This window comes from Flavobacterium sp. FlaQc-52 (assembly GCF_044007495.1).
GTDB lineage: Bacteria > Bacteroidota > Bacteroidia > Flavobacteriales > Flavobacteriaceae > Flavobacterium > Flavobacterium cupriresistens.
This window is the reverse complement of record NZ_JBIPCV010000004.1, coordinates 353,795-374,094: the sequence shown is the minus strand read 5'-3', so window position 1 is coordinate 374,094 and position 20,300 is coordinate 353,795. Positions and strand designations below refer to the sequence as shown.

Here is a 20,300-nt window from a genome sequence, read left to right as displayed (position 1 = left end):
ATCGGGGACAAAAATACGTTTAAAATTCAGAAAAAAAACACTCCTGGACTGTGCTTCATTTTTGGGCAATAAAAAACCCACCGAAGTGGGTCTTTATATTCTTATATTTTATCGATTTGCTTCTTTAAAGCTATTGCTGTAAATATTGCCGTCGTACTTCCAATTGTATTTGCTAAAACGTCTGCTACATCTGCCGCTCGGGTAGTCGTAAGAACACCTTGCAAAATTTCGATTGTAATTCCGAAGAAAACGGAGAAGATAAACGAAATCAGATAGGCTTTAAAATCATCTGTACTTTTTCCTTTTAATTCTTTTTTAAAAAACAAAATCCAGGAAATCGTAAATCCGAAATGAAAACAAAAATGCACTACTTTGTCAATGCTTGGAAAACTTACCGCAGGAATATTACTGGAATCCGTTAAACAGAAATAACTAATAATTCCGGAACAAATAATGGCCCAGCAAAGCAATATTTGTTTAGGCACCAATTAATTCTTTATAAGCTTCGTCACTTAACAATGAATCAATTTCTGATGCATCAGCAATTTTTATTTTGATCATCCATCCTGCTCCATAAGGATCAGAATTTACCGTTTCAGGTGCACTTTCTAAACTATCATTAAAAGCAATGATTTCTCCAGTTAATGGTAAGAACAAATCAGAAACCGTTTTTACAGCTTCAACAGTTCCAAAAACCTCGTCTTTATCTAAGGTTTGATCTAAAGTTTCTACTTCAACGTACACGATATCACCTAACTCTTTTTGAGCGAAATGAGTAATTCCTACAGTTGCTACATCTCCTTCGATGCTAATCCATTCGTGATCTTTTGTGTACTTTAAATTTGTTGGTATGCTCATAATAGTTATGTTTGAAAATTGATATTTGAATATTTCAGCCACAAATGTAATAATCTTCTAATGAAATCTACTTTAGAAATTCAAAATTAATTTCCGAAATTGTATCGTAGTGTAAATCCAGATCGAATATTAGTTAATGGGAATGATGTTGAAATCACCGCTTTAGAAAACGAGTGGTCGTAATAAAATATAGCGGTTAAGTTTTTACTGAACGAATAATCTGCCGTTACTTTTACCGACCATATATTTTGTCCTGCGGCCAACTGATTGTTATCGTAATCTAAATAACGCACCAAAGTTTCGTTTTTACGCAAAGAGAAATCCGCTTTTATATTAATGTCACTTTTAATAATTCCCGTTGGAGTATCAGCAAGTCTGGAAGAGAAAATAACATCTTTGAAACGGTATCCTAAACCAATTATATATTCCATTCCTTTTACCTCGGTCAATAAATTATTATCAAAACTCATAGACAATGCTCTGTCTTTTTTGATTTCCGTAAGCACTCTCAACGAACTTTTCAATTCAAAATCCACACGAATAAGCGGACTAAACTGCTCTACCAAATTGACATTTGACATCACGGTCTTATTGTAGAAATTGTAATTCACATCCAGTCCGTTTGATTTTGGCGGAGGGTTGTAGAAATCAAAATTAGATCTAAATTGATTAATAGTATAAGAAGCACGGTAATTGTGTTGCAAAGAGAAACGTTTAAATTTATCTTTAAAGTACTTATAGCGCATTAATCCATTATACTTAACACTCCAGTTTGGAATTGGAAAACTTCTAAAAATATCGGTAGATACTCCCGAAGCATCTTTGCCGGAATAAGCCGCTAAGAATGATGGTAACAATACAGCCTGATTACTTTTCCCAAATCCTATAGGATATCCTTGATTTGAAGCATATATATCTCTTTTCTTTTTAAATGGATCGTCGGCTGTTGGATCTAACGGTGGTCCCGGAACATCACTAACATTATAACGAGGTATTTCATTCCCGGCTCCATAATAACCCTCAGCCAATCTGTTCGCAATTACCAGACGATTGCTTCTAAAATCATCAAAAGCGGCTGATTGAGTAGCATCACTTGTTGAAAAAGAAGTTCCAATCAATACCGTTGAAATCGAGAACATACCATAACTGTAACGTGATAAAGGATTATACATTCCGTTTTCACTTACACTATATTGCTCTGAGCTGTTTTGAGAATAAGCCCTGTCCATCGCCAAATCAATCTTTAAATCAGGGAACAAATCCACGTTAGCCGTTACTTTTAAAAGCGTATTGGTTACTTGTGTAAAACTCTGATTGAAATCCTGATACGTGGTAAGCCATCCACTTTTTGCAGCTTCGTAACGTACATCATCCTGACTACCAAAAACAAATCCTAATGTTGGTCTTGAAGTTCCGAAGAAACCAACGCTTGGCGTATACCCGGGTAAAACTGTTCCGCTATTTTTAGTATAATTAACCTGAATGTTTTTTACGCTCGTAAGCACACCGATAAGTCCGTCATAAAAAGGACTGCTACTCGAAACCTGTTTTGGTGTATTTACAATTTTCTCTCCCGGTTTTGGCGGTGCTGTCGTCTTAGGTTTTGCCGGTTTTCTACCGCCCGGCGTCAGACCAACATATTTATACAACATCCCCATATTAAAGGTTGTTGTCAACGTATTGGAGTTGGCATTCTGAATAGTATTTCCTAAATCATAAACCGATCCATCTGGTGCTTCATACTCAGAAAAGGCCGTTGAAGAACGTTGCCAGCTGTAATCTGCCGTATACGAATAACTTGCTTTTATAAAACTTAAAGCCGGAATTTTGTTGATCGGAATCTCATAATTCAACACTAACTGTTGCATGTGCTGATTTGGTGTTCCGATGTCCAAATAATCATCCCATATTGTAAAATCTTCTTTTGGCGAATTATCATCATTTAGAAAATTTCTAACAATATTATTAGAGGCTGCCGTATAATTCAGTTTTAGCGATTTTGTCAAATTATACCCAAAACCATATTGGTAATTGAAGGCGAAATTTCTTCTGTAAAGTGGTCTAAGTCCAATTCCTTCGACTTCAACTTCTCTAAATTGCTGACGATTACTTTGTCTTAAAATATTAGTATTGAAGGTAACATTTGAAGGCAGGTAATTGAAATTAATATCACTTAACATCTTCCAATAGTCGCTTTTTTTCATGAACTTGGTCTTCTTAAAAGGGACCACTTCTTTGGGTTGAAAAGTATAGGCATAATTTACCGCAGTACTCGATTGCTCGTCCTGAAACTCTTCAATTTCATAATCATGACGTTCGACCTGATTGTAGGATTGTGAAAATGTAAAATTCTCAACATCATACACATGTGGTTTCTGCTCCGGAGCTCTGTCTTTTCTAACACCAATAAAGTTAATACTTCTTCGTTTTGTATAATCAACAGCACGGGTTCTGATATTTTCTTTTTCAGCCTGATTCGTCGTTTCTCTTAACAACTGATCTAATTTTATATCCTGATTAAAAGGATCATATTCGGGCGTAATTACCTCTTCTCCGATCGCATAATTAAACGGCAAATTGATTCCCCATTTAGGAGGCAATAACTTCCCTAAATTTAAATTAGTTACAATGTTGTACTGCTGTATGTCTTCTCTGTCTCTTTCATTTGCTCCTTGTTCAAGAGATCCAAAACCAATAGTACTTTTACGTCCGGTAGCCGAAACGGTAGCAAAATCAGCCATATTGGTATCGATGCTTAATACCGCTGCCATCCCTCCTTTATTCTCCAGATCCGCCATACGGAGTTCATTAAACCAGACTTCTCCTTTTATATCTTTATGATCCGCAGCACTTTTTACTCCGACCATTAAATTTCGAACCAAACCAAAATTTGGATTTCCTTTTATACCTAATCGCAGTTTACTGTCTCCATCACCATCTGCCACAGTGGCATCATCATCGGGATAATAAACACCATTAATATCTCTCTTATCCGAATTAATATCGAGTGGCATTGCTTTAATTTTCATACGGGTCAACAACTCCAGTGCCAAATCGATACTGTTTTCATCAAACCAGACATCTTCGGGGGTTACTGCACAAGAACCAGCTGGTCTTGTGACTTTTAAAGGAATTTCAACTTGATAATAGTTCTGCGTAAAGTCGTTACCAAAACGAAGAAATCCGATCATTTCACCATCTTCCAGCTCTCCATTAGGCAATGCTTCAGCATGCAAAAACATTTTTAGTTTTTTGTATTGACGCATGTCAACACTTACATTTTTAAAAACAGCTCTTGAATCCCTGAATTGCAATCCACCACCTGAAACGCGTAAAGCCAGCGACTGCTCATTTTGATTGATAACCGTATTATTATTATACAACTGTTCTCTTCGTACTCCCGGAGGAATTACATAATTAACAGGGCATTTTGTAGCATTCTCCTGTACGTTGACTGCTAAAACATCAAAATCCGTATTATCATCCTCTGCATTTGTGTCATTGGCATCTAATGTTCCTGTGTATCTTCTCCATTCTCCTCTTACCAAATCTAAGGCTCCAAAACGCACCGTCATTTCATCACTAAAACCAGTCATAAACATACGCATGAATCGAATCGATCTGAAATCGGTAATATTTCCTATTGTATTTTCAGGCTGAGATACCGGAATTTTAAACTGAATCCATCTTGCGTTAGTCGTACTTCCATTAGGCAGATCAGCATTGCTTACCTCACGAATATCAGTAACATAGTTTTGTCCTACCTGCATTCCAGGCTTAATATCAATACTATATTCATAATAAGCATTAATCGTATTCATGGTATTGTCACGATTGATATCTTCGACGTCAGGCAATGTTGTAGATCCACGATTTGGGTCATTGATACTAACAGGTGAATTGCCTTCGACACCATTATAATTTCTATAACGATCTTTAACTCCTCCTTCTCTGTTTAGATAGTAGGTATAATTATCTGCAGCCGGATCCGGTTCAGAAGCATAATTAGAATAAACCTCACTCTCTCTGGAATCCGGTAAACCGTCTAAACCAACGTCCTGATTTCTACGATTCCCTTCATTGGTATCGAAGGCATAAATTAAAGATTGTGATGCAGGAACTTCTCCCCAAAGCGCACGTGGTTTCACCATTAACTGATCTGGTCCTAACCCGTTTTCATATTGTTTTCTTCCGTCTTTTAATACATCTTCTGAAACTTCCCCTAAGTTAAAATAAATTTTTCCCGTATTATTGGCTGGCGACTGCCCCGTTCCTATATAAGGATCGAGTACCCAAAATTGGATGTACTCGACATTTCCTTGTTCAAAATTGGTTGAATTTATCGCACGCATGATCCCTCCAAAATTAGAGGCAGCCGGTTCTGTATTAAACCTTTGATTGTTATTATACGGACCTCTTTCAGACGGATAATAACTTAAATCCAGTGTATTAATCACCTGTATTTGCCCCTGGGCAATATCGGTATTTGGATACAACTCTCTACTATAAATTCTTCTTGTTGTATTTAGCGACAAATCATCGTTTGAAATACCGGATGGTTTCGACGAATAAAAAACAGGATCAATGGTATACCAGGATAATTTTGCTCTTCTAAACCCGTACTCTAAAGTACTTGAACTAGCCTTAAACTTATCATCCGCAATCAAATCTGATTTTACAAATGGTGTTGACGCTAAACTCCATGCATAAGCCGAGCGCATATCAATGGTCGATTGTGAACCTTCAAAATCATCAATATATATGGTAGCTTCTCCTTCAAAATCACTGGCTTTTGGGGCATCAGGTCTCAAAAAAGCGACTTCACCACGAATGGAAAGATTAGAAGGAACGTCGGTATCAATATTAGGCAGTTTATTTACCAATCTGGTAAAGAAAGGAACTTCTGTTGCATAATTCCCGTTAAACCCAAAAATCGTGTTATTTACAGATTCCTGACCATAACTTGATTTTTGTGTAAAGGGTCTTTCTGTCATTTTTAAAAAAGTACCACCAACAACAAATTTGTCTGAAATTTTATGCTCCACATTCACCCCCATAAATCTTCTGGTTTGTTGTCCGAAAATAGAATTATTTTCTAACGAAACCTGAATCGGTGTGTTGGACGCCTGAAGTGAAGGGTCTAAAATCTGAACTCTTCCTAATTGATAATCGACACTGTAATCAATACCTTCAACCAAAACACGTCCGCCGGCCGTTACCACAACAGAACCTTGCGGTACATTAAAGGCCCCAATCGGGATACCGTTATTTCCTGTAGATTTGTATTTACCTCTTAATAAGAATTTATTTTTATCGGCATCCTGCAAAGCTCCGGATTGGGTGTTTCTATACATGTTTCTAAACACGTATTTCTTTTGATTTAAGTTGTAAGTATCGGGACTATTATAATCTTCTCCCGCTGCACCTTTTAGTTTTTGAAACATCAGTTCTCCAAAAGGCTCTTTGGTTGTAAAAATAATTCGTCCGTTTTGTGCATCAACAGTAATCCCCGGTATATAATCAAAAAAACCATCTCCACCCTTCTGAGGGTCATTATTATAATTTAACTGATCAATATTAAAGACATTTAATAAAGGCGTTTTTGTCACATAATAATTCGCCGGATTTGGATTAACAGGATCATCATCCGGGAAATGAGTTCCCGTAACCGGACTAATATAATTTATAGGAGATGGGTCTGTATAAAGAATATTTAACCTGAAATCGTCTTGTTTGATCTGATAAGCCTGAGGGATCTGATAAACGTTTTTCATCATCAAATTCCAAACCGGATTTTTTACGTTTGTCAAACTGCTTTTCAACATTTTCAAAATCAAACTCTGCGTAATAATGGTTTGATTCGGAGTATTATTTCCTGTTACTAAAGTACCATCAACACCATCACTACCAAATTCCCCGACACGGTATATCTTATCTCCAACCGTATATTCAAAAGCTACAGCCAAAATTTCGTCATTGGCCAAACGCTGTTGCAAAGAGATATATCCTAATTGTGCATTAAAAGTATACTCATTTGTGGTTAATTTACGTGCATTTTCTAATACGGAATAATCGGTTCCTTCGCTTACATCTACATTAAAACCTTTTCTTGCCGTTACAATTTCCCTAACGTTCTGATTCAAAAAACCACCGGTACCGATAGTCGCCGGATCGTATTTGTTATTTTTATTGTCGCTTGGCGTACCGATTCCAGCCACAAAAAAGTTTGCTGTACTCCCTATCACTACCACTTCATTATCCGGAATTCCCTGAATTTGTGCTTCTCCTAAATCCTGAAGTGCGATAACATTACGCAAGTTATTATTGGTTGTACTTACTCTGTTTTGTTTATTGGTTACCCAAACTTCAAGTCTTGTGATCTGAGCACGACTGTCAATAAAGGGATACTTCTTTAAAGAGGCATCGTATTTATTTCTAAAGTATTGAGATAAAAAGAAGTGTCTGTCATTATCATAATCTAAAGCATACAAATCAAAATTCTGAACCGTACCGCCACCTTCTGCAACTATACTCTTGGTTTGTGACTTTTGTTCTGAGAAAACTCCGGTAATAGTTGTCTTCCCAAATTGCAGTTGTGCTTTTACCCCAAACAAACTTTGAGCTCCTCTGATTAAAGTACTATTCAGTGGCATGCTAACATTACCAACTTCAATTTTCTGAACAATATCATCCTCTGAAGGCGTATAAGCCAGTTTGAATAAATTTTGAAAAGCAAATGTAGATTGGGTGTCGTAATTAGCATTTACCTCTAATCTCGTTCCCACTTTACCCATTAAACTCATACTAATCCTCTGATCAAAGTCAAAGGTTAGATTGGATCGGTTTCTTGGAGAAAAAGAAGGATTGTCTTGTTTGGTATAGCGAATCCCAAGATCCATTTCAACTGATCCTGTGGGCTTTACATCAATTGTATTACTTCCAAAAATGCTTTCGAAAAGACTTGAGTTAATATAATATCGGGGTAGCAAATCCTTTTTGGCGGCTTCACTTCCTGATTTTTTACCATCAATCGCATCCGATTTTTTTCTGAAATAATCTCTTCTGGATTCTTTCAAAACTAAAGCTTCGTACTCTTTTGGCGTTAAGACAATTGGATAATTAATAGAGAACCCATCTACCGATTTGGTATAAATGTAACGGTCTGTAATGGGATCATATTTATAAGCCGAAAGTATACTGGGTGGGTTTTCTAACTCTAATTTCCCGACAGAAAATTGAGTTTTAGTTGTATCTTGAACTGCTGGATTTACTTGCGCCCGCAAAACATTACCGCAAAATAAAACCAGTAAAAAAATACAAATTTTACGCATACAATTCGTTTATATAAATTGAGTTTATAAGCTTTTTAATGCTTTTTTAATGATCGTTTCGACAGTCGCCTCCGGATCTTCTTTTACGATTTTTTCGACTACTTTTTCTGAAGTTTTACGAACAAAACCTAAAACCTCCAAAGCAGATAACGCTTCATCACGGTTTGTATTGTTCTGAACCACTGAAACTTCGTCCAAATCGTACAATTTTAACACTTTTTCTTTTAAATCAAGTATAACTCTCTGTGCCGTTTTGTTTCCAATCCCTTTTATAGATTGTATCACTCCAACATCCCCAGAGGCAATGGCGTTTATAATTTGTTTTGGCTCTATTGAAGATAACATTGTTCTGGCAATATTAGCCCCTATCCCCGAAACGGATAATAACATTCTGAATATTTCTCGTTCTGATTTTTCTACAAAACCAAATAAAGTATGCGCATCTTCTTTGATTTGAAGATGCGTATACAATTTTATAAAATCAGCATTGGGAAGCAAAGAAAATGTGTGTAGGGATATATTAACATGATAACCCACTCCACCACAGTCAATTACGACTTCCGTTGGATTTTTCTCTACCAATTTCCCTTGCAAATGTGCTATCATAGTATAATTTGTTATTGTCAAATATAATAAAAATAAGACAACATTAACAGTTCCTAACTATATATACTACTTAGCTAATTTATTTTTTTTACTTTCTTTTTCCTGAGCATCAATAACCGCAATTGCAGCCATATTAACCATTTCTTCAACACTTGCTCCTAATTGGAAAATGTGAACCGGTTTACCCAGACCCATCATAATCGGACCGATTGAATTTACTTTATACAATTCTTTTAACATTTTATAAGTAATATTCGCTGATTCTAGGTTTGGAAAAATTAAAGTGTTTACTTTTTTTCCTGCCAATTTAGAGAACGGGAATTTTTCTTTAAGCATTTCCGGATTCAAAGCAAAATCTGCTTGAATTTCTCCATCAACGATCATATCAGGGTAGTTCTTATGCAAATAAGCTACTGCTTCTCTTACTTTTGAAGCACTTTCGCTTGTAGAAGAACCAAAATTTGAAAAAGAAACCATTGCAATAACAGGCTCAACTCCAAACATTCTGGCCGTTTTGGCAGTCATCACAGCGATATTTACCATATCTTGTGCTGAAGGATTGATATTGATTGCTGTATCTGATAAAAACATTGGTCCACGAGAAGTCAACATCATGTTTGCTGTTGCTACTAATGAAGCTCCTTGTGCTTTTTCTACCAATTGTAACATCGGTTTTACCACACTTGGATAACTTCTTGAATATCCGGTAACCAAAGCATCAGCTTCACCTTCATTCACCATCATGGCAGCAAAGTAGTTTCTCTCGCGCATGAATTTCTGAGCATCAAGCAATGAAATACCTCTTCTTTCTCTTGTTGTCCAATACGAATTAGCAAATCTGTTTCTTCTTGCTTCCTCTTCTGGAGTTTTAGGATCAATGATCTCAAGTTCAGCATCAAAACCCAATTCTTCTTTAAGTTCTAAGATTGATTCTTTGTTTCCTAACAAAATAGGGAAACCAATACCATCTTCATAAACAATTTGAGCTGCTTTCAAAACATTTAACTGATCTGCCTCTGCAAAAACAATTCTTTTTGGATTTAATTTAGCACGGTTTGTAATCAAACGTACCATTTTATTATCATTCCCCATTCTTTCCAAAAGCACCTCTTCATAAGCTGCCCAGTCTGTAATAGGATTTTTTGCAACACCAGATTCCATTGCTGCTTTTGCAACCGCCGGTGCTACTACTGTAATCAATCTAGGGTCAAATGGTTTAGGAATGATATATTCTGTACCGAAACCTAATTTTGTTGCTCCGTATGCCACATTTACTTGCTCCGGAACTGGTTCTTTTGCTAATAAAGCCAATGCTTTAACAGCTGCCATTTTCATAGCCTCATTAATTTTAGTCGCTCTAACATCTAAAGCTCCTCTAAAAATATAAGGAAAACCTAAAACGTTGTTTACCTGATTAGGAAAATCCGAACGCCCTGTAGCCATAATAACATCTTTACGCGTCTCAACCGCTAAAGTATAACTAATCTCAGGATTTGGATTTGCCATGGCAAAAACGATAGGATTATCGGCCATAGTCAACAACATTTCTGCTGACATGATATCACCTGAAGATAATCCTAAGAAAATATCTGCTCCTTTTAAAGCTTCTGCTAAATCGATTGGAGCGATATCAACAGCATATTTTAGTTGTAAGCTTGATAGAGAAGGATTGTCTTTTGTTAAAAGTCCTTTACTATTAAACATTAAGATATTCTCTACTTTTACTCCTAACAAAACATATAAATCAGCACATGCCAATGCAGCCGAACCTGCACCGGAAACTACCATTTTTACATCTTCTGCTTTTTTTCCTGCCAATTCAAGTGCATTGATCAATGCAGCAGACGAAATAATTGCCGTACCGTGTTGATCATCGTGCATTACAGGAATATCCAATTCTTCTACCAATCTTCTTTCGATTTCAAAAGACTCTGGTGCTTTGATATCTTCCAAATTGATTCCTCCGAAAGTTGGAGCAATATTTTTTACGGTTTGAATAAATTCTTCCACATCTTTTGTTCCGATTTCAATATCAAAAACATCAATGTCAGAGAATATTTTAAACAACAAACCTTTTCCTTCCATAACTGGTTTAGAAGCTTCCGGACCAATGTCCCCAAGTCCTAAAACGGCTGTACCGTTTGAAATTACAGCAACTAAATTTCCTTTTGCTGTGTATTTGTATACGTCGTCAACATTTTTTGCAATTTCTAAACATGGCTCAGCAACACCTGGTGAGTATGCCAAAGATAGATCTCTTTGAGTTGCATATTTTTTTGTTGGAACTACTTGAATTTTTCCGGGAGTCGGCTTCGAATGATATAATAACGCCTCTTCTCTTTTACTGTCTTTATTCATTGTTTTTAGCTTTTATTCTAGCTTACAAAGATATAAGTCTTCACTTAAAATGGCATGTTTTTGTTGCTTTCTTTTGTTAAAATAACGTTTTCGTAATCCAAAAAAAAATAGTCCAGCAAGATTTGGACTATTTTTTAAAGTTTATTTTTTGAATTTCACTTACTGCGAAATATACGAATTTAAGTGATTAATAGTATCTTTCTGAATTTCTATAATTGCCTTAACAACATCACTGATAGAAATGATTCCGACTACAATTCCGTTTTCTAAAACCGGTAAATGTCTGATACGCTTTGTGCTCATAAGCTCCATACAATCTTCAATTTTATTAGAAAGTTGTACCGAAAAAACATTCGTTTCCATAATTTCATGCACAAAGGTCTCTTTTGAAGATTTGTCTTTCAAAACAATTTTTCGGGCATAATCTCTTTCGGATAATATTCCTTTTAAATCGGATCCGTCTATAACCAGAATTGCTCCTATGTTTTTTTCTCCCATTACTTTCAGTGCTTCATAAACAGTCGTCGTTGAAAGCACGGAATAAACATTTTTCCCTTTTGCGTTTAGTATTTGATCTACAGTCATATCTGAAAAATTTTAGTTCTATAAAGTTAAAAAAAAAGGAACAGAAATAACAAATATTGTTATTTTTCACAATCCAACCAACTCATTTTAAACATAATACATCTAATTTTTAGATTTTAGATTTTTCCAATAAAGAAGCGGACTATTTCTAAAGTTTTTTTGCAGAAAAGACAGGTTTTTGGGGATTAAAGACTTTTGTTGCGAATTTAACCGCAAAGTTCACAAGGTTTTACGCAAGGGGCGCGAAGTTAAATTATGGTATAGTAAATCCTTTTAAATTTTGTACCTACTTTTTTTTCACGCAGATTTAGCAGATTAGGCTGATCTGTTTACCTCTTATAAAAAATCTGTTCAATCTGCTAAATCTGCGTGAAAAAGAAAATTTTGCGCTCTTTGCGTCAAAAAAACAACCGTTTTCAAAGTAATAAAAACCTTTGTGAACCTTGCATTTAATTTTTTAATCACAAAATAAAGGCAAGGGCCGCTATTTTTTTTCTTGCAACAGACAACTGACTTCCATCTTTTTGTGTCATCTCGACGAAGGAGAGATCACATCCTATATTCGACAACAATCCTCTCTGTTTGTGCCATCTCGACGAAGGAGAGATCACATCCTATATTCGACAACAGCTCTTCCTTTGTTTGTATCATTTCAACAAAAGAAAAATCACATCCTAATACTCGACAACTGTGTGTGATTCTCTAGTGTGATCTCTCCTCCGTCGAGATGACATTCTAAGGGCGGGTACTGTTATCATGGAATGTATTTACGGTCGTAGTTTTCAGTGACAGTTTCCAGTGACAGTTTTCAGTCACAGTTAGTAGTCTAAATCTGAAATCATAAAACAGAGCAGTCGCAGTTTGCAGTCACAGTTTCTACCCAAAAGTTGGAATTTGGAATTTAAAAAATTGGAATTTTTATAAATTTTATTCTAGAAATTTAATATTACGTTTTAGTCCATCAAATTTCGTCCTCTTGATAGGTGAATTTTTAAAGACTGCTCGAAATGTTTCTTCGGTAATTTCAATCCAGTCTTTTTTGGAAAAAGAAAGTACTTCGGGATTGGGGTTAAATAAGGGCTCTGAATGCGGTTTAGAGAACCGATTCCAAGGACAAACATCTTGACAGGTATCACAGCCAAATGCCCATTCGTCGAATTTACCCTTCATTTCCATTGGGATATTTTCTTTGAGTTCAATCGTATAGTACGAAATACACTTACTCCCATCAACCACATAAGGAGCCACTATTGCTTGTGTTGGACAAGCATCGATGCAGGCGGTGCAGGAACCGCAATGATCTGTTGTGGCGTGATCATATTCCAGATCAAGATCTAAAATAAGTTCGGCGATAAAATAAAAGGATCCTACTTTTTGAGTGAGCAGATTACTGTTTTTACCAATCCAGCCCAAACCACTTTTGGCAGCCCACGCTTTGTCTAAAACAGGTGCTGAATCAACAAATGCGCGACCCGAAACTTCGCCAATATGTTCCTGAATCGAGAAAAGAAACTCTTTTAACTTTTCTTTTATGACCGTATGATAATCTTGCCCGTAAGCATATTTTGATATTTTAAAACTTTCTTGATTTTGAACTTCTTCCGGATAATAATTAAGCAAAAGAGAGACAACACTTTTGGCATCATCAACCAATAAGGTAGGATCTAAACGTTTATCAAAATAGTTTTCCATATAGGCCATCTGACCGTTATGGTTTTTCTTCAACCAATTTTCCAGACGCGGGGCTTCCTGCTCTAAAAAACCAGCTTTAGAGATTCCACAAGATAAGAAACCAAGTCTTTTTGCTTCTTCCTTGATAAATTTTGAATATGTCTCTTTAGAATTAATCATTATCTCTTTGAAAAAATAACTTCTACACCCACCGGTTTTAAGGTAATTAAAGGATTAAACTGAACCGTAGTTTCCACGGAAGCAATCTTGTATTTTTTAACGATATAAGCAATTGCCAAACACATTTCGTAGATCGCAAACCCGGCTCCAATACACATTCTGGGTCCGGCACCAAAAGGGTAAAAATAAGGCATTGATTGCTTTTTCTGCTCTCCCAGAAATCGCCCGGGATTAAAGTCATCGGGGTTTTCCCAGTACTTCACATTTCGATGTAACTCATAAAAAGAGACTCCAATTAAGGTTCCTTTTTTTATATTATACCCGCCTAAAGTATCGTCTTCAACATTTTGTCTGTCTGTAATCCAAGCTGGCGGATACAGTCGCATCGATTCGTTTAAAACGGCATTTGTATAGGTCATTTTCTGAAGCTGCTCGACAACATCTTCGGTTTCAGCTTCGATTTTGAGAATCTCCTCCAAAACTTTCTGCTGTACATCAGGGTTATTACCCAAAAGATGTAATGTAAAAGTCAAAGCATTGGCTGTCGTTTCGTGTCCTGCCGTAAAAAGAATCTTTATCTCATCTATCAATTGCTGAGTTGACATTCCTTCACCGCTATCTTCATAACGTGTTTCTAGAAGCATATTAAGCAAATCGTTAATTTCGCTTTTAGAAGCCACTCTTTCTTCGATGATTTCCTGAATAATTGTATTATTCTCTTCTGCTAATTCCAGGTGTTTTTTTACCTGACCGCTAACCGAAAACCACCAGGCTTTATGAGGAAGCCTAATTTCTTTGATGAGGAAGTTTTGAACTTCTTCAATAATAAATTTTATCCGATCTAATTTCTCTTCCGCAATTGAAAATTGGAATAATGATTTGGCCACGACATTAAATGCCAACTCACTCATTATCGGAAAAAGATCCACTTTTTGTTCTTCAGCCAGACCGTCCATCTCCGAAACAATGGTCTGTCTCATGGTCTCAACAAGCTGATTCATTTTTTGTTTGTGAAAAGCAGGTTGAATAAGCCTTCTTTGTTTTAACCAAAAATCCCCATCAACCGTCAAAAGTCCTTTCCCTAAATACTTCGAAAGATAAACAGACTGAAACCTTGACTTATGATAATTCTTCTGATTTTTCTGTAATATATATTGGGCAACTTCATTATCTCTTGATAAAATGATATGTTGTGAACGACCAATTTGAATGGAAAAGGAATCACCAAACTTATCAAAGTATCTTTTATGAAACGGAATAGGATTCTTACGAACCCCTTCAGCATCTAAAAAGAACCGGAGAATGGAAAGTTTCTCCGGATAACTGTATTTTGTATGCTCAGACATTTTCAAAAGAATTAAAATAATCCGCCCTGAATATTTGTATTGATTTTACCTAGATGTTTATACGCTTTATCTGTGACTTCGCGTCCACGTGGCGTACGCATAATAAAACCTTCCTGAATCAGGAAAGGTTCGTATACCTCTTCGATCGTTTCGCTACTTTCGGATACTGCTGTTGCCAAAGTAGACAAACCAACCGGACCTCCTTTAAATTTATTAATGATAGTCAGTAAAATTTTATTATCCATTTCATCAAGGCCGTGGGCATCGACATGTAATGCTTTCAAGGCATAACGCGCAATCTCTATGTCAATAGTTCCATTCCCTTTTATCTGTGCAAAATCACGAACTCGGCGCAGTAACGCATTTGCAATACGAGGTGTACCTCTGCTGCGTCCGGCAATTTCGATAGCAGCTTCAAGTGAAATCGGCATTTTTAATATAGAAGCACTTCGCTCGACAATAGTCGTTAAAAGTTCGGTAGTATAATATTGTAAACGAGAGGAGATTCCGAAACGCGCACGCATCGGTGCTGTCAGTAATCCGGATCGCGTTGTGGCTCCAATTAAAGTAAAAGGATTCAAATTGATCTGAACGGTTCTGGCATTTGGACCAGATTCAATCATAATATCAATTTTAAAATCCTCCATTGCCGAATACAAATATTCTTCGACAATTGGGCTCAGACGATGGATTTCATCAATGAACAAAACATCTCTTTCATCAAGATTAGTAAGCAAACCGGCCAAGTCTCCGGGTTTATCTAAAACGGGACCTGAGGTGATTTTTATTCCAACCTGAAGTTCATTAGCCAAAATATTAGCCAATGTTGTTTTACCAAGTCCGGGAGGACCATGAAACAAGGCGTGATCTAAAGCCTCGCCACGTTGATTGGCTGCTGCAACAAAAACCTTTAAGTTTTCTAAAACTTGGTCTTGTCCGGCAAAATCATCAAATGACAGGGGACGCAATCTTTTTTCAAGATCTAGCTCTTCCGGGTTGTATCCTTTTGTGGTAGGATCTAGGTTTTCATTCATCTTACAAAGATAAACAAAGTAATCAGTTTGTAAAACAGTTAAATTCCAAATAAAAATCCAAATCCCGACAATGATTGTTATAACGGCGGGATTTGGATGTTGTTATTTTCTCAGTCCTTAAAAAATTAACTTATGAATTTTTAAGTCTATTAATCCTCGGATCTTCAATTATGCCTTTTGAAAAGTCCTGTCTGCATTTTTCTAAGAGATATTTTTCAAGAAATCTAAAAGTTTCATTTCTCTTCTAATTATTCTGATCATTACTAATCCAAAGAAAAGTAAAAACCCGAATCCACTGAACACGATATAAAGATAAAATCCATTGAAAAAACTCTCTTTAAAAATAGGCAAAAGAAAAGCAAAACCCGCCATATAACTCAGATAAACTATAGGTGTGAAGATATAATGAATTTTCTTTCTCCACTCATAAAACTGATGTGCTTGTTTACTGTACTCTAATAAGGTCACGTCAGTTTTTAAGTTTTCTAATTTTCTCGCACTAATCCACTCCAGGATTATACGAATTAGAAGCATAGAAATCATAATCCCCAATCCTAAACTGAATAGGGTCTGCTTATATGCCCCAACCCAAACATAATAAGCGATTAATACGATTGAAGTCAGACTTAGAATAATTCTCGTCCAAAGATGATTGTGTTTAATTTTTTTTGTGTGTGCCTCCCCTTTTTTAATAATCTCGGATGCTGTTGGTACTGCTTCGGGTGCTGTTTGCTGATCCCAAATATTTTGTAAGTCTTCAAATGTTTTCATTGTTGTACGCATTGAGTTAAACTTTTTTTAATTCGATGAATTCTAACTCGAAGTGTTTCTTCGGTGATCCCGATTACTTCGGCTATCTCCGGATAATCGATTCCGTCTAAGGTCATCAGGATGATCATTTTGTTTGTTTCTTCAAGCTTTTGTATGCACTGATACATTTGTTGAAGTTGCTCTTCTTTTTCATTCGAATAGCTTTCTGAAACAACCTGAGGTAAAATATCAGTTCGAATTTCTTTCTTCGTAGCTGATTTTCGCAAGTAAAGAAGACAGGTGTTTACCGCTATCCTATAAATCCATGTACTAATACTAGATTCATTTCGAAATGCGTCTAAATTCTCCCAAACTTTAATGAAAATTTCCTGAGTGGCATCAGAAGCCAATTCGATCTCTCCGCAAAAATAACCTTTGCACAGTCGAAATACTTTAGCGTAATGCTTGTTGTATATATCGTTAAATTGCTCTTTTTTGACCACCTTATTTTATTTCTGATTTAATTTTTTCCATATACCACTCCGGCTGATCGTACATAACAAAATGAGCCGCCTTTTCTGCATAATAAATTTTAACAGACGGCAGATTTTCATACTGCGCTGTATACGTTTTTTGAACTGTACTAAGATCCGGATTTGTGGCAGCTAAAATTACGACTGGAATTTTTATTTTGGCAATTTCTTTTCTCAAATCTAAATTAAGCATATCAATGTAACCGTATACAAAAGTTTTTCTATCGGCAACATTCATCCATTCGTTGATTGTTTTTTGCTTTTCTTTGTTTAGACACATGTATGGAGTCGACTGCGCATTCATTGCTTTAAACGCATTTTGATCCATAGCCAACATCATTTTGCTTTGTGGATTGTCATAAGGAATCACATCTCCTTTGTAATTTGGAATCATCAATGCTGCACTTGCAGGTAAAGCATCCACAATAATTACTTCTTTGAACAGATTCGTTTCTTCTGCTGCTAACCACAAACTTAAAGTTCCTCCCAAACTATGACCTAATAAGGTGGCTTTTTTTAGTTTTTTGTTTTTTACATAAGATACAACTTCGTTTTTTATTGTAGAGAGCCACGGAGTTTCTATTGGAGGAACAGTCCCAAATCCCGCAAAAGTAAAAATGTGACATTCGTTGGTTTTAGAAAGTTCAGCTACGGTCTCCTTCCACACTTCACCTGTACAACCAAAACCAGGGAACAATAAAACAGGGGCTCCTTTCCCTTTTACTTCTACCTTAAAGGCAGTTTGAGAAAAAACAGTTTTAGAAATAAGAAGCATGCATACGATAAGTAAAATTGATTTAGTTTTCATAATGTTTAGTTTTTTAAAGGTTTTCCTTTTGATGCAGTGCTATAGTATTTGTTACATCGAAAAAGTAGTTTTTTCAAAAAAAAGTGACACTAAAAAACAATTCTTGCAAATCAAGTCCGAAAACATGCTTTCTCTTTGAATTTTTTAACCATACAAGTTATGTAAGTCCATTTTAGAGTTGGCTTTGTATTCTTTGTATTTACTTCGGATTTGAAAAAAAATTAAATTCCTAAGCGGGTTACAACATGATTCAAAACTATAAAATAACCGAAAAGTCCGCAAAGCTATAACTAAACTTTGCGAACCTTGCGTTTTTCCTTTGCGACCCTTGCGGTTAAAAAACAATAAATCTTATATCATGCTCGCTAATAAAACTTGCATAAAACAAAAGAGACTGTCTTTTCAGACAGTCTCTTTAAAATATTTTTAGTGGTGTAAAACTTCTTCACCTTCTTTCATTGGTACATTTTGAGGAACAAAATCTACATCGTGATTCGGGTTACTGTAGTCATATGGCCAACGGTATACATGAGGAATTTCTCCTGGCCAGTTACCGTGGATGTGTTCTACCGGAGTAGTCCACTCTAATGTTGTAGATTTCCATGGATTCTGAACTGCTTTTTTACCGTAGAAAATACTGCTAAAGAAGTTGTATAAGAATACTAATTGGAATACTCCTCCAACAAGAGCAAATGTTGTAATCAATACATTCACATTTTGTAAATCGTCAAATAATGGGAAGTTTGTATTGGTATAATAACGTCTTGGTAAACCAGCTAATCCAATAAAGTGCATTGGGAAGAATACTCCGTAAGCACAAACTGCTGTAATCCAAAAGTGAATATAACCTAAGTTTTTGTTTAACATTCTTCCGTACATTTTAGGGAACCAGTGGTAAATACCAGCAAACATTCCGTAAAGTGCAGAGATACCCATTACTAAGTGAAAGTGAGCAATTACAAAATATGTATCGTGAACGTTAATATCTAAAGTACTATCTCCTAAAATAATCCCTGTTAAACCTCCAGTGATGAAAGTAGAAACCATTCCGATAGAGAATAACATTGCAGGGTTGAATTGTAAGTTACCCTTCCATAAAGTCGTAATCCAGTTAAATGCTTTTACAGCAGAAGGAATTGCAATCAATAAAGTAGTAAAAGTAAATACAGATCCTAAGAAAGGATTCATACCTGAAATAAACATGTGGTGACCCCAAACAATTGTAGATAAAAAGGCAATTGCAAGAACTGACATAATCATCGCTCTGTATCCGAAGATTGGTTTACGAGAGTTCGTAGCCATAATTTCAGAAACAAGTCCCATTGCAGGTAAAATTACAATATATACCTCAGGGTGTCCTAAGAACCAGAATAAGTGCTCAAACAAAACCGGAGAACCTCCTTGGTAATGTAAAACCTCTCCTGCGATATAAATATCAGATAAGAAGAATGAAGTTCCAAAACTTCTATCAAAAATCAATAATAGTGCTGCAGATAACAATACCGGGAATGAAATAACACCAATAATAGCTGTTACGAAAAATGTCCAGATTGTAAGTGGAAGTCTTGTCATAGACATTCCTTTAGTTCTTAAGTTGATAACCGTTACAATGTAGTTCAAAGATCCCATTAAAGAAGATGCAATGAAGATCGCCATTGAAACTAACCATAAAGTCATACCTGTACCTGATCCCGGGATCGCTTGTGGTAAAGCACTTAAAGGTGGGTAAATTGTCCAACCTGCAGAAGCTGGTCCAGCTTCAACAAATAGAGAAGACAACATTATTACAGCAGATAAGAAAAACAACCAGTATGAAATCATGTTCATAAATCCGGAAGCCATATCTCTTGCTCCAATTTGAAGTGGAATAAGTAAGTTACTAAACGTTCCACTCAAACCGGCCGTCAGTACAAAGAATACCATGATGGTACCGTGAATTGTAACTAAAGCCAGATAAATATCATTAGCCATTACACCGTCCGGTGCAAATTTATCTCCTAATAAAACATTAAATATTTTAAAAGACTCTTCCGGCCAAGCCAATTGCATTCTGAAAAGCAATGACATTGCAATACCGATAATCCCCATAATAATACCTGTAATCAAGTATTGTTTGGCAATCATTTTGTGATCAATACTAAATATATATTTGGTAATGAAAGTGTCCTTACGGTGATGTTCGTGCTCGTGATCGTGTTCGTGTCCGTGATCGTGTGCTTCTGCTGACATATATGTATACT

General features: G+C 36.0%; 13 protein-coding genes. All 13 read right to left on the bottom strand.

Features of this window, described 5'->3' with window-relative positions; all coding sequences use genetic code 11:
* Positions 1-101: 101 nt before the first annotated feature.
* Positions 102-485, bottom strand: coding sequence for a VanZ family protein (locus ACHRV5_RS10275; RefSeq protein WP_047773285.1), 384 nt, complete (start codon positions 483-485; stop codon positions 102-104).
* Entirely contained in the window at positions 478-858 is a 381-nt protein-coding gene (gene gcvH, locus ACHRV5_RS10270) for a glycine cleavage system protein GcvH (RefSeq protein ID WP_047773117.1), read from the bottom strand. The genes ACHRV5_RS10275 and gcvH overlap by 8 nt, the downstream gene beginning before the upstream one ends.
* Before the next feature lie 86 nt (positions 859-944).
* Positions 945-8,189 carry a cell surface protein SprA gene (gene sprA / locus ACHRV5_RS10265; RefSeq protein WP_395426668.1) on the bottom strand — a complete coding sequence of 2,415 codons (7,245 nt, stop codon included), beginning with the start codon at positions 8,187-8,189 and terminating at the stop codon, positions 945-947.
* A 24-nt stretch (positions 8,190-8,213) separates the two neighbouring features.
* A complete protein-coding gene (ruvA, locus tag ACHRV5_RS10260) occupies positions 8,214-8,795 on the bottom strand; it encodes a Holliday junction branch migration protein RuvA (protein WP_047773113.1) in 582 nt (193 codons plus the stop codon).
* Positions 8,796-8,861: 66 nt separating this feature from the next.
* Positions 8,862-11,153: an NADP-dependent malic enzyme gene (locus tag ACHRV5_RS10255; protein WP_047773111.1), complete on the bottom strand. Its 2,292-nt coding sequence runs from the start codon at positions 11,151-11,153 to the stop codon at positions 8,862-8,864.
* A gap of 159 nt (positions 11,154-11,312) precedes the next feature.
* Positions 11,313-11,738, bottom strand: coding sequence for a CBS domain-containing protein (locus ACHRV5_RS10250; RefSeq protein ID WP_047773110.1), 426 nt, complete (start codon positions 11,736-11,738; stop codon positions 11,313-11,315).
* Positions 11,739-12,665: 927 nt separating this feature from the next.
* Positions 12,666-13,589, bottom strand: coding sequence for a tRNA epoxyqueuosine(34) reductase QueG (gene queG, locus ACHRV5_RS10245; protein ID WP_047773108.1), 924 nt, complete (start codon positions 13,587-13,589; stop codon positions 12,666-12,668).
* Positions 13,589-14,935 carry a cytochrome P450 gene (locus ACHRV5_RS10240; protein ID WP_395426667.1) on the bottom strand — a complete coding sequence of 449 codons (1,347 nt, stop codon included), beginning with the start codon at positions 14,933-14,935 and terminating at the stop codon, positions 13,589-13,591. Before ACHRV5_RS10240 ends, queG begins: the two co-directional genes overlap by 1 nt.
* Before the next feature lie 11 nt (positions 14,936-14,946).
* Positions 14,947-15,969 carry a Holliday junction branch migration DNA helicase RuvB gene (gene ruvB / locus ACHRV5_RS10235; RefSeq protein ID WP_047773104.1) on the bottom strand — a complete coding sequence of 341 codons (1,023 nt, stop codon included), beginning with the start codon at positions 15,967-15,969 and terminating at the stop codon, positions 14,947-14,949.
* Positions 15,970-16,170: 201 nt separating this feature from the next.
* On the bottom strand, positions 16,171-16,740 hold the full coding sequence (locus ACHRV5_RS10230) for a hypothetical protein (protein ID WP_395426666.1): 570 nt from the start codon (positions 16,738-16,740) through the stop codon (positions 16,171-16,173).
* Entirely contained in the window at positions 16,737-17,222 is a 486-nt protein-coding gene (locus ACHRV5_RS10225; protein ID WP_395426665.1) for an RNA polymerase sigma factor, read from the bottom strand. Before ACHRV5_RS10225 ends, ACHRV5_RS10230 begins: the two co-directional genes overlap by 4 nt.
* A 1-nt stretch (position 17,223) precedes the next feature.
* Positions 17,224-18,060, bottom strand: a complete 837-nt coding sequence (locus tag ACHRV5_RS10220; RefSeq protein WP_395426664.1) for an alpha/beta fold hydrolase — start codon at positions 18,058-18,060, stop codon at positions 17,224-17,226.
* Between the two features lie 426 nt (positions 18,061-18,486).
* Positions 18,487-20,289, bottom strand: coding sequence for a cbb3-type cytochrome c oxidase subunit I (locus ACHRV5_RS10215; protein ID WP_395426663.1), 1,803 nt, complete (start codon positions 20,287-20,289; stop codon positions 18,487-18,489).
* Positions 20,290-20,300: the final 11 nt, after the last annotated feature.

Bases quoted from the DNA above. Each gene is read 5' to 3' on its own strand.
- ACHRV5_RS10250 (WP_047773110.1), bottom strand. From the start codon at position 11,738: ATGACTGTAGATCAAATACTAAACGCAAAAGGGAAAAATGTTTATTCC.
- ACHRV5_RS10255 (WP_047773111.1), bottom strand. From the start codon at position 11,153: ATGAATAAAGACAGTAAAAGAGAAGAGGCGTTATTATATCATTCGAAG.
- ACHRV5_RS10220 (WP_395426664.1), bottom strand. From the start codon at position 18,060: ATGAAAACTAAATCAATTTTACTTATCGTATGCATGCTTCTTATTTCT.
- ruvB (WP_047773104.1), bottom strand. From the start codon at position 15,969: ATGAATGAAAACCTAGATCCTACCACAAAAGGATACAACCCGGAAGAG.
- ACHRV5_RS10230 (WP_395426666.1), bottom strand. From the start codon at position 16,740: ATGAAAACATTTGAAGACTTACAAAATATTTGGGATCAGCAAACAGCA.
- ruvA (WP_047773113.1), bottom strand. From the start codon at position 8,795: ATGATAGCACATTTGCAAGGGAAATTGGTAGAGAAAAATCCAACGGAA.
- ACHRV5_RS10215 (WP_395426663.1), bottom strand. From the start codon at position 20,289: ATGTCAGCAGAAGCACACGATCACGGACACGAACACGATCACGAGCAC.
- ACHRV5_RS10240 (WP_395426667.1), bottom strand. From the start codon at position 14,935: ATGTCTGAGCATACAAAATACAGTTATCCGGAGAAACTTTCCATTCTC.
- queG (WP_047773108.1), bottom strand. From the start codon at position 13,589: ATGATTAATTCTAAAGAGACATATTCAAAATTTATCAAGGAAGAAGCA.
- sprA (WP_395426668.1), bottom strand. From the start codon at position 8,189: ATGCGTAAAATTTGTATTTTTTTACTGGTTTTATTTTGCGGTAATGTT.
- gcvH (WP_047773117.1), bottom strand. From the start codon at position 858: ATGAGCATACCAACAAATTTAAAGTACACAAAAGATCACGAATGGATT.